General features: G+C 73.2%; 13 protein-coding genes. 8 read left to right on the top strand and 5 right to left on the bottom strand.

Features of this window, described 5'->3' with window-relative positions:
- The first annotated feature begins 43 nt into the window (after positions 1-43).
- The 3 genes from ACH4ZA_RS26935 (at position 44) to ACH4ZA_RS26925 (ending at position 1169) form a co-directional block, all read left to right on the top strand.
- Complete coding sequence (locus ACH4ZA_RS26935; protein WP_107444720.1) at positions 44-160, top strand: SGM_5486 family transporter-associated protein; 117 nt, start codon at positions 44-46, stop codon at positions 158-160.
- A gap of 206 nt (positions 161-366) precedes the next feature.
- Positions 367-573 carry a hypothetical protein gene (locus ACH4ZA_RS26930; protein ID WP_398432053.1) on the top strand — a complete coding sequence of 69 codons (207 nt, stop codon included), beginning with the start codon at positions 367-369 and terminating at the stop codon, positions 571-573.
- A 77-nt stretch (positions 574-650) separates the two neighbouring features.
- Positions 651-1169, top strand: coding sequence for a SixA phosphatase family protein (locus ACH4ZA_RS26925; RefSeq protein ID WP_398432052.1), 519 nt, complete (start codon positions 651-653; stop codon positions 1167-1169).
- 137 nt (positions 1170-1306) lie between these two features.
- Here the strand turns inward: ACH4ZA_RS26925 and serB are convergent, their stop codons facing one another.
- Positions 1307-2521, bottom strand: coding sequence for a phosphoserine phosphatase SerB (gene serB, locus ACH4ZA_RS26920; protein WP_398432051.1), 1215 nt, complete (start codon positions 2519-2521; stop codon positions 1307-1309).
- 850 nt (positions 2522-3371) lie between these two features.
- Positions 3372-5324: a streptophobe family protein gene (locus ACH4ZA_RS26915; protein WP_398432050.1), complete on the bottom strand. Its 1953-nt coding sequence runs from the start codon at positions 5322-5324 to the stop codon at positions 3372-3374.
- A 246-nt stretch (positions 5325-5570) separates the two neighbouring features.
- Here ACH4ZA_RS26915 and ACH4ZA_RS26910 point away from each other — a divergent pair, with 246 nt between their 5' ends.
- Complete coding sequence (locus ACH4ZA_RS26910; protein ID WP_398432049.1) at positions 5571-8093, top strand: FHA domain-containing protein; 2523 nt, start codon at positions 5571-5573, stop codon at positions 8091-8093.
- An 83-nt stretch (positions 8094-8176) separates the two neighbouring features.
- Here ACH4ZA_RS26910 and ACH4ZA_RS26905 read toward each other — a convergent pair whose 3' ends face one another.
- From ACH4ZA_RS26905 to ACH4ZA_RS26895, 3 genes are all read right to left on the bottom strand, one after another.
- Positions 8177-8905, bottom strand: coding sequence for a transglycosylase SLT domain-containing protein (locus tag ACH4ZA_RS26905; protein ID WP_398432048.1), 729 nt, complete (start codon positions 8903-8905; stop codon positions 8177-8179).
- A gap of 359 nt (positions 8906-9264) precedes the next feature.
- Complete coding sequence (locus ACH4ZA_RS26900; protein ID WP_398432047.1) at positions 9265-10413, bottom strand: S-adenosylmethionine:tRNA ribosyltransferase-isomerase; 1149 nt, start codon at positions 10411-10413, stop codon at positions 9265-9267.
- Positions 10410-11108 carry an SDR family NAD(P)-dependent oxidoreductase gene (locus ACH4ZA_RS26895; protein WP_398432046.1) on the bottom strand — a complete coding sequence of 233 codons (699 nt, stop codon included), beginning with the start codon at positions 11106-11108 and terminating at the stop codon, positions 10410-10412. The genes ACH4ZA_RS26900 and ACH4ZA_RS26895 overlap by 4 nt, the downstream gene beginning before the upstream one ends.
- Positions 11109-11348: 240 nt before the next feature.
- On the opposite strand from ACH4ZA_RS26895, the gene ACH4ZA_RS26890 reads away from it, so the two are divergent.
- From ACH4ZA_RS26890 to ACH4ZA_RS26875, 4 genes are all read left to right on the top strand, one after another.
- Complete coding sequence (locus ACH4ZA_RS26890; protein ID WP_398432044.1) at positions 11349-12494, top strand: GAF domain-containing sensor histidine kinase; 1146 nt, start codon at positions 11349-11351, stop codon at positions 12492-12494.
- Positions 12487-13128 carry a response regulator gene (locus ACH4ZA_RS26885; RefSeq protein ID WP_398432043.1) on the top strand — a complete coding sequence of 214 codons (642 nt, stop codon included), beginning with the start codon at positions 12487-12489 and terminating at the stop codon, positions 13126-13128. Before ACH4ZA_RS26890 ends, ACH4ZA_RS26885 begins: the two co-directional genes overlap by 8 nt.
- A gap of 158 nt (positions 13129-13286) precedes the next feature.
- Complete coding sequence (locus tag ACH4ZA_RS26880; RefSeq protein WP_398432042.1) at positions 13287-13532, top strand: chaplin family protein; 246 nt, start codon at positions 13287-13289, stop codon at positions 13530-13532.
- Between the two features lie 194 nt (positions 13533-13726).
- The gene (locus ACH4ZA_RS26875; RefSeq protein ID WP_398432041.1) at positions 13727-13966 is read left to right on the top strand and encodes a chaplin; all 240 of its coding nucleotides are present in this window, start codon (positions 13727-13729) and stop codon (positions 13964-13966) included.
- Positions 13967-14414 lie beyond the last annotated feature (448 nt).

The raw sequence follows: 14414 nt of genomic DNA, 5'->3' as shown, positions 1-14414 counted from the left end.
CCCCGACGCCGGCGCCGGGGCCGGCGGGTGCGAGACTTGCCGCATGCCAGTGCTCGACCCGAACCCGCGCGACGGCCAGAAGAAGATGCTCCTCGTCTTCGGCTCGTTCCTCGCCATCTTCGTGATCATCGCCGTCATCGCGACCATCGCCTCCCCCTGACCCCGGGCCTGTGACGCCGGGCGCCCGGCCCGCCGCACCGCCGGGGGTGGGGTTAACCCCCCTGTCCCCTAGGGGGTGAGGGTCAGGGTCAAGTGGGTGGGTCACCGGATGGGTTGACGCCGTCGGCTTCCGTACCTTCGAACTGTGACCGCGACGCGGATCACCGGCCACGGCCTGCGGACGACTCGAAGACAGCGGAGGCACCCATGCCGGCCCCCACGCACCCCCGGTCCCACCCGGCCGCCCCGGGCGGCGCCGGCAATCTGCTGCCCTGGTGGGCGCTGGCCCTCCCGACGCTGGCCTTCATCACCCTGCTGGTGCTGATACTGAATCCCGCCGACGCCCACGCTGCCGGCGGCGACCCGGCGATCACCCATCTCGTCGAGCGCGTCCAGCAGCTCGTCGCCCGCTAGGGCGGCCCTGGGCCGCTGGTGGGGCCGCATGTCAACTCCCTGCGCCCCGTGGCCTGTTTCGTGCGAAGCTGGGAGTCATGAGCGTCGCAGAACCCCGCAGGATCGTCCTCTTCCGCCATGCGAAAGCCGACTGGCCGCAGGTGATCGACCACGAGCGTCCGCTCGCTGAACGGGGCCGGAAGGACGCCGCCGTCGCCGGACGCAGGCTGACGGACACCGGCATCCCCATCGATCTGGCCCTGTGCTCCACCGCGGTCCGCACCCGCGAGACGTGGAAGCTCGCCGTCCAGGAGTTCCCGCACCGGCCGAAAACCGTCTACGAGGAGCGCATCTACGAAGCCTCCCCCGGCGAGCTGATCGCCCTGCTCAACGAAACCCCCGACGACGTGCACAACCTCGTCCTGGTCGGCCACAACCCCGGAATCCAGGGGCTCGCCGACGTCCTGTCCGGCCAGGCCGACGGCGACGCGGGGGAGCGCATGCACAGCCGTGGCTTCCCGGCGGCGGCCTTCGCCGTCGTCTCCTTCGACGGCTCCTGGAAGTCGCTGGAGCCGGGCGTCGCCACACTCCTCGACTACTGGGCCCCCTCCGAGTGACCACCCGGCACAGAGGAGGGCCCGGCGCCGTCGCGGCGCCGGGCCCTCCGTGCACACGTCCCCGCCCGTCGCGCGCCGGCACGGGCGGGCGCTCGGCCGATCGGGTTCCGAACGGATGTGCCCTCGTGAGGGCCGGGCTACTTCTCGTCGTGCGTCTCGGCGGCCTCGACCTCTTCGCGGGTGATGCCGAGCAGATACAGGACGGTGTCCAGGAACGGCACGTTCACCGCCGTGTGCGCCGCCTCCCGCACCACCGGCTTCGCGTTGAAGGCGACCCCCAGCCCGGCCGCGTTCAGCATGTCCAGATCGTTGGCGCCGTCGCCGATCGCCACGGTCTGCGAGAGAGGCACACCCGCCTCGGCGGCGAACCGGCGCAGCAGCCGGGCCTTGCCCGCGCGGTCCACGATCTCGCCGGTCACCCGGCCGGTCAGCTTCCCGTCGACGATCTCCAGCGTGTTGGCCTGGGCGAAGTCCAGCCCGAGCCGGTCCTGCAGATCGTCCGTGACCTGGGTGAAACCGCCGGAGACGACCCCCACCTGGTAGCCGAGCCGCTTCAGTGTCCGGATCAGCGTCCGCGCGCCCGGGGTCAGCCGCACCTCGGCGCGCACCTTGTCCACGACCGAGACGTCCAGCCCCTCCAGCAGCGCCACGCGCGCGTGCAGCGACTGCTCGAAGTCGAGCTCACCGCGCATCGCCGCCGCCGTCACCGCGGCGACCTCGTCCTCGCAGCCGGCGTGCGCGGCGAAGAGCTCGATCACCTCGTCCTGGATGAGCGTGGAGTCGACGTCCATGACGACGAGCCGCTGGGCCCGCCGGTACAGACCGGCGTCCACCACGGCCACGTCCACGCCGAGCGCCGCCGCGTCCGTGACCAGGGCGGTGCGCAGCGGCCCGGCCGCGACGCCGGAGACGGCGAACTCGACGGCGGTGACCGGGTACTTGGCGAGTCGGAAGATACGGTCGATGTTGCCGCCGGCCTTCGTGATCTTCGCGGCGATCGACGCCGTGGCCTCCGCGGTGAGCGGGTGCCCGAGCACGGTGACCAGCGACCGGCCGACGCCGCGCGGACGGTTGTCGCCGGTGCCGGAGATGATCTCGGCCTGCATCTTCATCGACTCGGCCCAACTGTGCACCGTCGACCTGAGGTCCCCCTCCAGGCCGGCCGGCGGCTCGGTCACGAGCGCGCACAGCACCATCCGGCCTCGCGTGACGACCTGCTCGATGTCGACCACGTCGACGGAGTAGGCGGCGAGGGTGTCGAAGAGGCCGGCTGTGATGCCCGGCCTGTCCTTGCCGAAGATCTTGACAAGGAGCGTGGGCACGTCAGAGGACGAAGTCTGCAAAGCGCTCATGGTGCACCCACCGTATCCGGCACCCAGTGCCGCCCGCCGCTCAGGTCCGCCTGACGGACATGAACAGTTCGCGCCCCCCGGACGACACCCGCCTCGCCGAACGGCGACGATTCCCCCGCCCCGCCCGGGTCCGCCCGCCCGGGTCCGCCCCGCCCCGCCCGGGTCCGCCCGCCCGGGTCCGCCTGCCCCGCCCGGGTCCCCCGCCCCAGTCCGCCCGCCCCGGTCCGCCTGCCCCGCCCGGTCCGGCTGCCCCGACCCCGGCTTCCCCGGTCCGGCTCCTGGCCCGGCCCCCGGTCCGCTCAGTTTCCTGGCTGGTGGACAGCACACCGGAGATAGCGCCGACGGTCGGCGAGGCGTTGGTGCGGGCCTTCGCCCGCGGCCGCCCGGCCCCGGGCCCGGCCTCCCGGCCCGGCTTCCCCGGCCCGGTCTCCCGGCCGACCGTTCCGGCCCGGCCCCCCGGCTGGTCCCCGGCCCGGCCTGCTGGACTGGCCTCTCTCCTGCCCCCGGCCCGGCTTCCCCGTCCCAGCCCCATGGCTCGGCCTTCGGTCCGGCTCCCCCCGCCCTGCCCCTGGCCCGGCTTCCCGGCCCGCCCGTTCTGGCTCGGCCTCCTGGCCCGCGCCCCCCATCAGAGGCTCGGCCTCCTGGCCCGCGCCCCCCATCAGAGGCTCGGCCTCCTGGCCCGCGCCCCCCGTCAGAGGCTCGGCCTCCTGGCCCGCGCCCCCCGTCAGAGGCTCGGCCTCCCGGCCCGCGCCCCCCGTCAGAGGCCCGGCCTCCCGGCCCGGCCTCCCGGTCCGGCCCCCAAGGCCGTGCCCGCCGTCGGCGCCCGTGGACGGCCCCTTCCTCATCGCGGTCACCGTGGAGTCTTCGGCCCCCGGGGCCCCCGGGGCGGCGGAGGAGGCGGGGGAGGCGGGGGGCCCTCCTCCGGTCCCGTCGGCGGGTGCTCGCCCGGGCGCGGACCCGGGCGTGGGCCGGCCGGCCGTCGGGGTGAGCGGGGCAGGGGCCCCATGGGGCGGACGACGGTCGGTGCGCCGTAGACGTCGTCCGGCCCCTGCGGCGGTCCGTCCCGCCGCGAGGCGTCGTACGGCCTCGACGGCTCGGCCCCGCTCTGCCCGGCGGCCCCCGGCCGTGCGTCCTGCGGCCCGCTCGGCTCCTGCGGGTCCCTCAGCTCCTTCGGCACGCGCAGGTAGGGATTGGTCGCCGGGTTGGGCGGCCGGTACGACACGCTCGGCGCGTACGGTCCGGCCGGGTCGCCGACGTCCCCCTCGGACCCGGGGGCCGGCCGCGTTCCGTCCGGCCCGTGCGCCGTCGCAGTCAGGCGCCCCGCGTCACCCCGTGCCGACTCGGTCGCCCACCGCCCGGCGGCCCCGGTGAAGCGGGCCAGCAACGCGCCGACGGCGCCCGCCCCCGCACCCCACGCGCCTCCCATCAGCAGTGCGGTGCCGGGCCGCCCGTGCAGCTGGACACCGGCTCCGAACGCGTCGAACCCGAGCACGGAGAGCGAGGCGTTCACGGACACCCCGGTCAGCCGGACGAGCAGGAGCAACGCCAGGGCCGTCACGACCCCCAGCGGCAGGGCGCAGCGCGCGGCGAATCCGCCGACGCCGGCCTCCCCCGACCCCGCCACACGCGCCCCGCCCACTGCCCCGGCTCCCGCCCCGCCCACCGCCCCTGCCACGCCCACCGCCCCCGTCGGCGGCGTCCGCACAGCGGTCAGCACCCCCGCCAGCAGCATCATCAGTGCCGTCGCCACTCCCAGGAGCCACACCCGTCCGTCCAGCTCCGCGAGCCGGCTCAGGGTCACCGGCTGCTCGGTGCCGGCGTGCAGGAGGTCGTCCAGAGGGTGCGGGAGCACGTTCGTCAGCGCGCCCGTGGCCCGGCCGTCCCACGGGACGAACAGGCCGAGCGGAACGCCCAGCCAGACCCCGTTCGGCGCGCCGAGCAGCGCCGCTCCCGCGATCCGCCGGGGATGGTCGTCGCCGACGGCCGCGTACGCCGCCGCGGCGAACCCGGCCGCCACGGCCACCAGCAGCACGGTGACGACGGCCGAAGCCGCCGGACGCACCACCCGGTGCACCGGCTCCCAGTCCCGCGGCAACGGCGTCCGGCGCGAGGCCAGCACAGCGATCAACAGGATGCCGAGCGACCAGCCGAGGCCGCCGAGCAGCGTGGGCGCGGTGTCGACGCGGAAGCCGACCGCGGCCCGCGCGTCGACCAGATCGCCGAGCCGGTCGGGCAGCAGACCCCCGATGTCCCCGAGCCCCGGAACCTCGAGACCGCCCCCGCCGCCCGCGCCGCTCCCGGGAAGGTCGTCCAGGCCCAGTGAGCCCCCGTCGAGCGTGACGACGTCGTGCCCCGCCCAGGCGAGCCCGCCGAGCATCGCCACGAAGAGCGCGACCACCGCGCCCACGCGCGCGAGGAGTTCGGCCCAGGCGATCACAACTCCGGCCGTGCGCAGGGACCGCAGGAAGACCCACGACAGCAGCAGGGCGCCCACCAGGCTCACCCCCAATGGCGTGATCTCGATGGCCGTGGCGGTCTGCGCGCCGGTCAGGCCGAAGGCGGACACATCACCCGACGGCGTCACCGAGCCGCCGGCGCCCAGGACCACCACCGCGGCCGTCATCGGGCCCAACGACCCGGCGGAGTCCGCCTCCAGCAGGTGCAGCCCGAGCGCCGCCGTGCCCGCCATCCCGATCAACGCCCAGCTCACCGCGGAGATCGCGGCCAACAGCACGTCCAGCCATGGCACACCCCCCGCGTCGGTCGTTTTCCCACGGCCGTCGACATACGTGCCGGCACCCATTGCAGACCCCCCGATCCGCAGCGCGGGGCGGCGAAGATCGCCGCTTCCGTCCCCCTCGCGTGCGTTTACCACTCTCCGGCCCGTTTTCAACCCCGTCAACGTCAACGGCCGATGCGCCCGCGCACGCTCTTCACAAGGCCCGGCTTTCGGTCAGGGGGCCGCTACTGAAATAGTTCCCCCCGATGTTCGACATCCCTAGACTCCCCGTTGATGGGGCTACTCGGGGGACAACTCAGTGGGGCTGGAGTGCCGGAACTCGTACTGGAATTGAACGGACGCACCTGGACGCTCGATCCGTCCAGGTCCTACACCCTCGGACGGGATCCGCAGGGGGACATCGTCCTGGAGGACGCCAGGGTCTCCTGGCGTCACGCCACGGTCAGCTTCAACGGCCGTAGTTGGGTCGTCGAGGACCATGGCAGCACCAACGGCACGTTCGCGCAGGGGCAGCGGATCAACCGGCTGGAAGTCGGTCCCGGCTCGGCGCTGCATCTGGGCAACGCGACCGACGGGCCGCGGCTGAGCCTCTCGGGAGCGCAGACGCCCGCCGCGCAGCCCCAGCAGCCGTACGCGGCGCAGGCCGCGAACCCGGGCTGGGCGCAGCAGGCCGCGCCGCAGCCGCAGGCCGGCCAGGCGGGCTGGCCACCGCCGCAGCCTGCGGCGCACGTGCCGCAGCAGCAGGGCGCGGGCGAGCCGTACGCGCAGAGCGTGCCCGGTGGAGGCGCGGGGGCGCCGCCGGTCTACGGCGACCGCAGCCCGACCACGTTCCACCAGTTCTCCCTCGGCCGTGTGATGCGCATCGGCCGTGCGCTGGAGAACGAACTGGTCGTCTCCGACCTGCAGGTCTCGCGACACCACGCCGAGTTCCACTCGACGCCCGACGGCCGGATGGAGATCCGCGACCTCGGCTCGCACAACGGCACCTACGTCAACGGCCAGCCGATCCCGAAGGGCGGCTCGGTCCAGCTCGGCCCGACCGACGTCGTCGGCGTCGGCCATTCGACGTTCCGCATCGTCGGCGACCGGCTCGAGGAGTTCGTCGACACCGGTGAGGTCTCCTTCTCCGCCCGCCACCTGACCGTCACGGTCGACGGCGGCAAGCAGATCCTGAAGGACGTCTCGTTCGGCGTCCCGGAGAAGTCGCTGATCGCGGTCATCGGACCGTCCGGTTCCGGCAAGTCGACGCTGCTCAAGGCGCTGACCGGCTATCGGCCCGCCAACCAGGGCGACGTCCTCTACGACAACCGCAACCTCTACAAGCAGTTCGCCGAGCTGCGCCAGCGCATCGGTCTGGTCCCGCAGGACGACATCCTGCACAAGGAGCTGACCGTCAAGAAGGCCCTCAAGTACGCGGCCAAGCTCCGCTTCCCGGCCGACACCACGCCCGCCGAGCGCGAGTCCCGCATCGACGAGGTGCTGCGCGAGCTGAAGCTGGACATCCACAAGGAGAAGAAGGTCACCTCCCTCTCCGGCGGCCAGCGCAAGCGCGTCTCGGTGGCCCTGGAGCTGCTCACCAAGCCGTCCCTGATCTTCCTGGACGAGCCGACCTCCGGCCTCGACCCGGGCATGGACCGCGACGTCATGCAGCTGCTGCGCGGCCTCGCCGACGACGGCCGCACGGTCCTCGTCGTCACGCACTCGGTGGCCGAGCTCGCGATCTGCGACAAGCTGCTCGTGATGGCGCCGGGCGGCGCGGTCGCCTACTTCGGCCCGCCCGAGGAGGCGCTGAACTTCTTCGGCTACGACACCTGGGCCGACGTCTTCTCCGCCTTCGAGAACTACCGCGACTACGACTGGGCGGGCCGCTGGAAGGGCTCGCAGCACTACCAGATGTACGCCGCGGACATCGACGCCATCGCGCCGCAGTCCGTACAGATGCCGCCGATGCAGGCGATGAAGCCGCCGAAGCCGCAGGGGTGGATGTCCCAGTTCGTCACCCTGGTGCGCCGCTACGCCTCGGTGATCGCCTCCGACAAGGGCTTCCTGGCCCTGACGGTGATCCTGCCGGCCGTCCTCGGCGCGGTGAGCCTGCTCATCGACTCCGGCAACAGCCTGCTGCCCAACCCGGTGAACCCGAAGACGGGCCGGATCATCCCCAACGGCACGGCCACCACCGTCCTGCTGATCCTGGCGGTCGGCGCCTGCTTCGCGGGCGCGGCCAACTCGGTCCGAGAACTCATCAAGGAACGGGTCATCTACGAGCGGGAACGCGCCACCGGCCTGTCCCGCTCCGCGTACCTGATGTCCAAGGTGTTCGTGCTCGGCGTGGTCACCCTGCTCCAGGGCCTGATGGTCGGCGTCATCGGCTTCGCGAGCCGGGAGATCCCCAAGGAGGGCCTGGTCCTCGGCACGGCCACCATGTTCGAGCTCTCCATCCCGATCATGGCGCTGGGCTTCACGTCGATGATGTTCGGGCTGGTCATCTCTTCTCTGGTGAAGACGGCCGAGAAGACCATGCCGCTGCTGGTGATGTTCGCGATCATCCAGGTCGTCTTCACCGGCTGCCTGTTCGCCCTGAACGGCGCGGTCGGGGTCAACGAGTTCTCGTACCTGATGCCCTCGCGCTGGGCCGTCGCCGCCGCGGGCGCGACCCTGGACTTCAACAAGATCAGCCCGCCCAAGGACGGCGGCGGGACGGACCCGCTGTGGGAGCACACCGTCGGCGCCTGGAGCCTGGACATGATCGCGCTGATCGTCCTCGGTGTGATCTGCGGGTTCTTCGTGGCCCGCTTCCTGCGCCGCCACGAGCCCGAGGTCATGCGCAAGTAGTTCTCCGCACCGGTTCGGTGCGCGCGCACGCCGAAGGGCGGCGTCCCTGCGTGGGGGCGCCGCCCTTCGGCGTGTGGGGGGTCTCAGTACGCGCTGTCGACGTTGTCCATCGAGCCGTACTTGTCGGCCGCGTAGTTCGCGGCGGCGGTGATGTTGGCGACCGGGTCGTAGATGTTCCACGACGTGCCGGCGACGTGGTACGCCTTGAAGGTCGGCGGGATCACCTGGAGCAGCCCCTTGGACGGGATGCCGTTGATGGCGTTGATGTCCCAGTTGTTGATGGCGTTCGGGTTGCCGGAGGACTCCCGGATGATGTTGCGGTGCAGGCCCTCGTAGGAGCCCGGTATGCCCTTGGCCTTCATGATGTCCAGGGAGTGCTTGATCCAGCCGTCGAGGTTGTTGGCGTACCGCTTGACGGACGCCTTCTTGATGACGGCGCGCTTGGCGGACCGGCTCGCGGCCTCCTTGGCCTTGTGGGCGGCGGCGGCCTTGCGCTTGGCGGCCGCGGCGGCGGCGGCCTTCTTCTTGGCGGCGGCGGCCTTCGCCGCGGCCTTCTTCTTGGCTGCCTCGGCCGCGGCGGCCTTCTTCTTGGCCGCAGCTATCGCGTCGACCTTCACGCTCTTGGCGGCCAGCTGGTCGGTCACGTCGGCCTTGACGTCCTGCACGGGCTTGGAGCTGTAGGCGACCCGGGCCGAGGAGACGGCGTCCGTAGTGGTCGTCTGCGCGTCGGCCGGCACCACGGAGAAGGCGAGGGCGGCTGCACCGAGCGTGGCGGCACCGGCGATCGCGATCTTGTGAGTGTTCTTGGGCATGCGGAAGGACCTCTTCGAATAGCGCGGAGGTCGCTCTCTTCGTCCGACGGCCGGACAGCGGGTGCTTGAGGCACGAGCACCGCGGGGCGAACCCGCGGCGCTGAGCGACGAGAGCAATTCTTAGCGGCCGCAAAATGCCCAGGCAAAGGTGTGACGTACGATCCTCGATAGTGGAGCAGGGAAGGGCAAATCGGGACAGACAGAGTCATCTGCCCCGTTCATCGCCTACCCCTTTGTCTCCTAATGGCCCTAGTACGTGATGTGGGCCCTATGTGCGGGCTCACATGGCGCACAGATCATTCTCACAGCTCGTTGCCGAAGCAATGCTCTGCGTCAGCGCCCCGGGCCACTGCTTCGCGTCAGTGCTCCGTGCCGGTGCGCGGGACTGGTGCTCCGCCTCGGTCCCGCGGGCCGCTGCTCTCCGGGGGCAGGACGAGGTGCACGTCCCCGAACTCGTGCCACAGGTAGCGCCCGCGCAGCGCCGCGTCGTAGCCGCAGCCCAGCGCCGAGGGCCCCGCCACCGCCTCCAGCATCAGCAGATGCGACGCCTGCGGCTCGTGCAGCCCGGTCAGCAGACCGTCCACCGCCCGCACCCCGCGTTCGTGGGTGACGACCAGATCCGTCCACCCCGCACGCGCGCGGACCACCCCGTCCGCCCCGGCCGCCGACTCCAGCGCACGCACGGCGGTCGTCCCCACCGCGATCACCCGCCCGCCCCCGGCCCGCACGGCGTTGACCAGCCGCGCCGACGTCCGAGGCACCGCGAACCGCTCCGGATACGGCGGCTCGTGCGCCTCCGCCGACGACACCCCGGTGTGCAGGACGACCGGCGCGAACTGCACGCCCCGGCTCACCAGCTCCGTCGCCAGGCCCGCGGTGAAGGGCCGCGCCGCACTCGGCATCTCCGCACTGCCCGCCCCGTCCGCGCAGGGCAGCGCGAACACCGTCTGGTAGGCGGACAGCGGCTGGTCCCGCTCCGTGTAGGCGTAACGGACGGGGCGCCCGTGCTCCCGCAGCAGCCCGGGCACCGACGACCCCCCGGGCGACACCCGCGCCCACCACAACCGCCCTCCGCCCGGACGCAGCGGCTCCTCCAGCGTCAGCCGCACACCCCCCGGCACCCGGACCACCGCCCCCGCGGGACCGCCCGCACGCGCGCGTGTCGTGCCGGCCCCGTCCGGATCCCGCAGCTCCACGGCCCACCGGCCGTCGTCCCCGCGCGTGGAGAAATGCACCACCACGCGCGCGTGCCCGATCCGCCCGTCCACGGCCGCCGCCAGCGTCGGGGAGGTGTTCACCACGAGCAGGTCCCCGGCCCGCAGCACACCCGGCAGCTCCCGGAACACGTGATGCGTGACCTCCGTCCCCCGAGACACCAGCAGCCGTACGTCGTCCCGGCCGCGCCCCGGCCCCCGCTGCTCGGCCGGCACCCGCGCCGACAGCTCCTCGGGCACCCGCTCCCATCCCCGCACGTCCGCGTACCGGACGGCCCCGGCCGCCGGCGTCATCGCCGTCCGCCCAGCAGCGCCGACGCGTCGTACCGTCCGTCCGCGGGCCGCTCGTCCAGCAGCCGTACGAAGGCGGGCGCCACCCCGGCGGGATCCGGACGGGGATCCCCGTCGTCCGGGACGGCCGCCGCGTACAGGTCCGTCGCCATGCCCCCGGGATCGACCGCCCACACCGCGATACCCGGCTCCTCCACCCCGAGCACCGCCGCGAGCCGGTCCAGGGCCGCCTTGGACGCCCCGTACCCGCCCCACGACTCGTACGCCTCGGCCGCCGCGTCCGAGCTGACGGTGATCACCGCGCCGGCCGGCGCCGCCCGCAGCAGCGGCAGCGCCTCCTGCACCAGCCCCAGCGCCGCCACCACGTTCACCTCCAGAGCGCGCCGCAGCCCGTCCAGAGGCAGTGCCTCCAGCCGCACCAGCGGCTCGGCCCCCAGTGCACTCGCGTTGTTCATCAGCAGGTCGCAGCCGCCGAGCCGCCGCGCGGCCGCCACCAGCTCTCCGCGGTGCCCCGGGTCCGTGACGTCCCCCGTGAGCGCCTCGACCCGCGTCCCGTACGACGCCACGGCCGCTGCCGTCTCCTTCAGCACCTCCGCGGTCCTGGCGTCCAGCACCAGATCCCAGCCGCGCGCGGCCAGCGCCTCCGCCAGCGCCCGGCCCAGACCCTTCGACGCCCCCGTGATGATCGCTACCGGCATGGCAACCGTCCCCTCGTCGGACCGCCTCACCCGGCGGTGGGCCCCACCGTAGGAACAGGCCGGCCGCCCCCGCGTCGGACGCGGGACGCAGACGGGCGGGTCCCTTCGACGTACGCCCGCACACCCGGACTCCGGACCTGGGCCGCCGGTCCGAGGACCTCGGTCCTAGGTCTCCCGCCCCGGACCGCGGCCGTCACAGGTCCGATCCGCGCTGCCGGACCCCGCCGGTACCGTGAGGACATGAGTCAAGGCCCCCGCTCCGGCCTCGCCGCCGTGAGCTCCGCGCTGCTGGCCATGAGCAGGCACCTCGAGGTGCGCGACGTCCTCAAGACGATCGTGGCCTCCGCCCGCGAGCTGCTCGACGCGCAGTACGCGGCCCTCGGCGTCCCCGACGACCACGGAGGCTTCGCCCAGTTCGTCGTCGACGGCGTCAGCGACGAGCAGTGGAAGGCCATCGGACCGCTGCCCCGCCAGCACGGCATCCTGGCGGCCATGCTGCGCGAGGCGCGTCCCGAGCGCCTCGCCGACGTCCGCAAGGACCCGCGCTTCGAGGGCTGGCCCGCCGCGCACCCCGACATGTCCGACTTCCTGGGCCTGCCCGTCCGCGACGGCGACGAGGTCATCGGCGCCCTGTTCCTGGCCAACAAGAACTGTCCGAAGCCCGACGGCGGCTGCGGCTTCACCCGGGACGACGAGGAGCTGCTCTCGATCCTCGCCCAGCACGCCGCGATCGCCCTGACCAACGCCCGCCTCTACGAGCGCAGCCGCGAACTGACCATCGCCGAGGAGCGCTCCCGGCTGGCCCACGAGCTGCACGACGCGGTCAGCCAGAAGCTCTTCTCCCTGCGTCTGACGGCCCAGGCCGCCGCGGCCCTCGTCGACCGCGACCCCGCGCGCGCGAAGGGGGAGCTGCACCAGGTCGCCGCGCTCGCCGCCGAGGCCGCCGACGAGCTGCGCGCCGCCGTGGTGGAACTGCGCCCGGCCGCCCTCGACGAGGACGGCCTCGTCGCCACCCTGCGCACTCACATCCAGGTCCTCGACCGCGCCCACTCCGCGCGCGTGACGTTCGCCGGACACGGCGTCCGCGCCCTGCCCGCAGCCCAGGAGGAGGCCCTCCTGCGGGTCGCCCAGGAGGCCCTGCACAACGCCCTGCGCCACTCCGGCGCGGAACACGTCGCCGTCACCCTCGGCAAGCGCGGCCCGGACACGGTCCTGCGCGTCACCGACGACGGCGGCGGCTTCGACCCGACGACGGTCCGCCGGGCCGGCCGCCATCTCGGGCTGGTGTCCATGCGCGACCGGGCGAGCGGCGTCGGCGGCACGCTCACGGTGGTGTCGGCGCCCGGCGAGGGCACCACGATCGAGATGGAGGCTCCCGGTGGCTGACGCAATCAAGGTGCTGCTCGTCGACGACCACCAGGTCGTCCGCCGGGGTCTGCGCACCTTCCTCGAGGTGCAGGACGACATAGAGGTCGTCGGCGAGGCCGCCGACGGCGCGGACGGGGTCGCCCTCGCCGAGGAGCTGCGACCCGACGTCGTCCTGATGGACGTCAAGATGCCCGGGATGGACGGCGTCGAGGCGCTGCGCAGGCTCCGCGATCTCGACAACCCCGCGCGCGTGCTCATCGTCACCAGCTTCACCGAACGGCGCACGGTGGTCCCGGCCCTGCGCGCGGGCGCCGCCGGGTACGTCTACAAGGACGTGGACCCCGAGGCGCTGGCCGGGGCCATCCGCTCGGTGCACGCCGGGCACATCCTGCTCCAGCCAGAGGTGGCCGACGCACTCCTCACCCAGGAGGAGAGCGGCTCGGGCCAGGGAAGGAGCGGCTCGCTCACCGAACGCGAACGCGAGGTGCTCGGCCTGATCGCGGACGGCCGCTCCAACCGGGAGATCGCCCGCGCACTGGTGCTCTCCGAGAAGACCGTCAAGACCCACGTCTCCAACATCCTGATGAAGCTCGACCTGGCGGACCGCACCCAGGCCGCGCTGTGGGCGGTGCGCCACGGAGTGGCCGGCTGAGGCCGCGCCCGGCAGGGCGAATCGGAGGGTCGACTTCCGATCCGAGATTCATACCGTCGTGGGAATGTCCCCCGGATGGCGCATCCCCGGGGTGGGTCCCGCCGTTCTCCAGTGCGTGCCGCGGCGACTGCCGTGGCGATCGCTAGGAGGGCTCAGAAGTGAAGAACCTGAAGAAGGCAGCGGCCGTGACGATGGTGGCCGGCGGGCTGATGGCCGCCGGCGCCGGCATGGCCTCCGCCGCCGACGGCGCCACCGCCCTCGGCGAGGCCAAGGGCTCGCCCGGCGTCGTCTCGGGCAACCTCGTCCAGGCCCCGGTGCAGGTCCCGGTCAACGTGGTCGGCAACAGCGTCAACGTCGTCGGCGTGCTGAACCCGGCGTTCGGCAACCTGGGCCTCAACCACTGAGACCCCTGCCGGTCCCGCAGTGACCTCCGGCCTTCCCCCGGCGCCCACCGGGTGAAGGCCGGTCTGTTTGTCGCCCCAATCATCCGAACGAGGTGTCTTCCCGGCCCGCCCCGCACCGTCACGGGAGCTGCCGCGTTGGGCAGCGCACGACCCGCGGCCGGGTCGGACACGCAACCGCAGGAGGAACGCTTTTCATGAACATCGCCAAGCAGGCCGCCGTCGCCCTCACCGTCGCCGGTATCGCCGCGGGAGCCTCGGCCGGTGCCGCCTTCGCCGACGCGGGTGCCGAGGGCGCGGCCGTGAAGTCGCCGGGCGTCATCTCCGGCAACCTGGTCCAGGTCCCGGTGCACGTCCCGATCAACCTCTGCGGCAACACGATCAACGTGATCGGCGCACTGAACCCGGCGTTCGGCAACACCTGCTTCAACGACTGAGTTCACCACCGCACCACACAGGGGCCCCCACGTCGACGACGTGCGGGCCCCTCCGCACACCCCACCCAGGCCGACGCCCAAATCAGCCCGTCCGGCGTTTGAGGACAGGGCCGGTCCAGGGCCGAAGAGGGGCGCGGGGCGCAGCCCCGGAACCTGGCAGCAACTTGCGCCATCGGCGGGTGCCGCATCACCGTGGCGGTGCCTGGTTCAGCCCGTCCGGCGCTTGAGGACAGGGCCGGTCCGGGGCGGAAGGGGGGGTCGGGGCGCAGCCTCGGAACCTGGCGGCAACTTGCGCCACCGGCGGGTGCCGCATCACCGTGGCGGTGCCTGGTTCAGCCCGTCCGGCGTTTGAGGACAGGGCCGGTCCGGGGCGGAAGGGGGGGTCGGGGCGCAGCCTCGGAACCTGGCGGCAACTTGCGCCACCGGCGGGTGCCGCATCACCGTGGCG

Origin of the sequence: Streptomyces sp. NPDC020597, from assembly GCF_044335095.1 — a bacterium.
Lineage (GTDB): Bacteria > Actinomycetota > Actinomycetes > Streptomycetales > Streptomycetaceae > Streptomyces.
The sequence above is the reverse complement of the archived record's forward strand: the minus strand, read 5'-3'. Positions and strand labels throughout refer to the sequence as shown.

What these genes read in the sequence shown, in the direction of transcription:
- ACH4ZA_RS26935 (WP_107444720.1), top strand. Translation starts at nt 44, where the DNA reads ATGCCAGTGCTCGACCCGAACCCGCGCGACGGCCAGAAGAAGATGCTC.
- ACH4ZA_RS26930 (WP_398432053.1), top strand. Translation starts at nt 367, where the DNA reads ATGCCGGCCCCCACGCACCCCCGGTCCCACCCGGCCGCCCCGGGCGGC.
- ACH4ZA_RS26925 (WP_398432052.1), top strand. Translation starts at nt 651, where the DNA reads ATGAGCGTCGCAGAACCCCGCAGGATCGTCCTCTTCCGCCATGCGAAA.
- serB (WP_398432051.1), bottom strand. Translation starts at nt 2,521, where the DNA reads ATGAGCGCTTTGCAGACTTCGTCCTCTGACGTGCCCACGCTCCTTGTC.
- ACH4ZA_RS26915 (WP_398432050.1), bottom strand. Translation starts at nt 5,324, where the DNA reads ATGGGTGCCGGCACGTATGTCGACGGCCGTGGGAAAACGACCGACGCG.
- ACH4ZA_RS26905 (WP_398432048.1), bottom strand. Translation starts at nt 8,905, where the DNA reads ATGCCCAAGAACACTCACAAGATCGCGATCGCCGGTGCCGCCACGCTC.
- ACH4ZA_RS26900 (WP_398432047.1), bottom strand. Translation starts at nt 10,413, where the DNA reads ATGACGCCGGCGGCCGGGGCCGTCCGGTACGCGGACGTGCGGGGATGG.
- ACH4ZA_RS26895 (WP_398432046.1), bottom strand. Translation starts at nt 11,108, where the DNA reads ATGCCGGTAGCGATCATCACGGGGGCGTCGAAGGGTCTGGGCCGGGCG.
- ACH4ZA_RS26890 (WP_398432044.1), top strand. Translation starts at nt 11,349, where the DNA reads ATGAGTCAAGGCCCCCGCTCCGGCCTCGCCGCCGTGAGCTCCGCGCTG.
- ACH4ZA_RS26875 (WP_398432041.1), top strand. Translation starts at nt 13,727, where the DNA reads ATGAACATCGCCAAGCAGGCCGCCGTCGCCCTCACCGTCGCCGGTATC.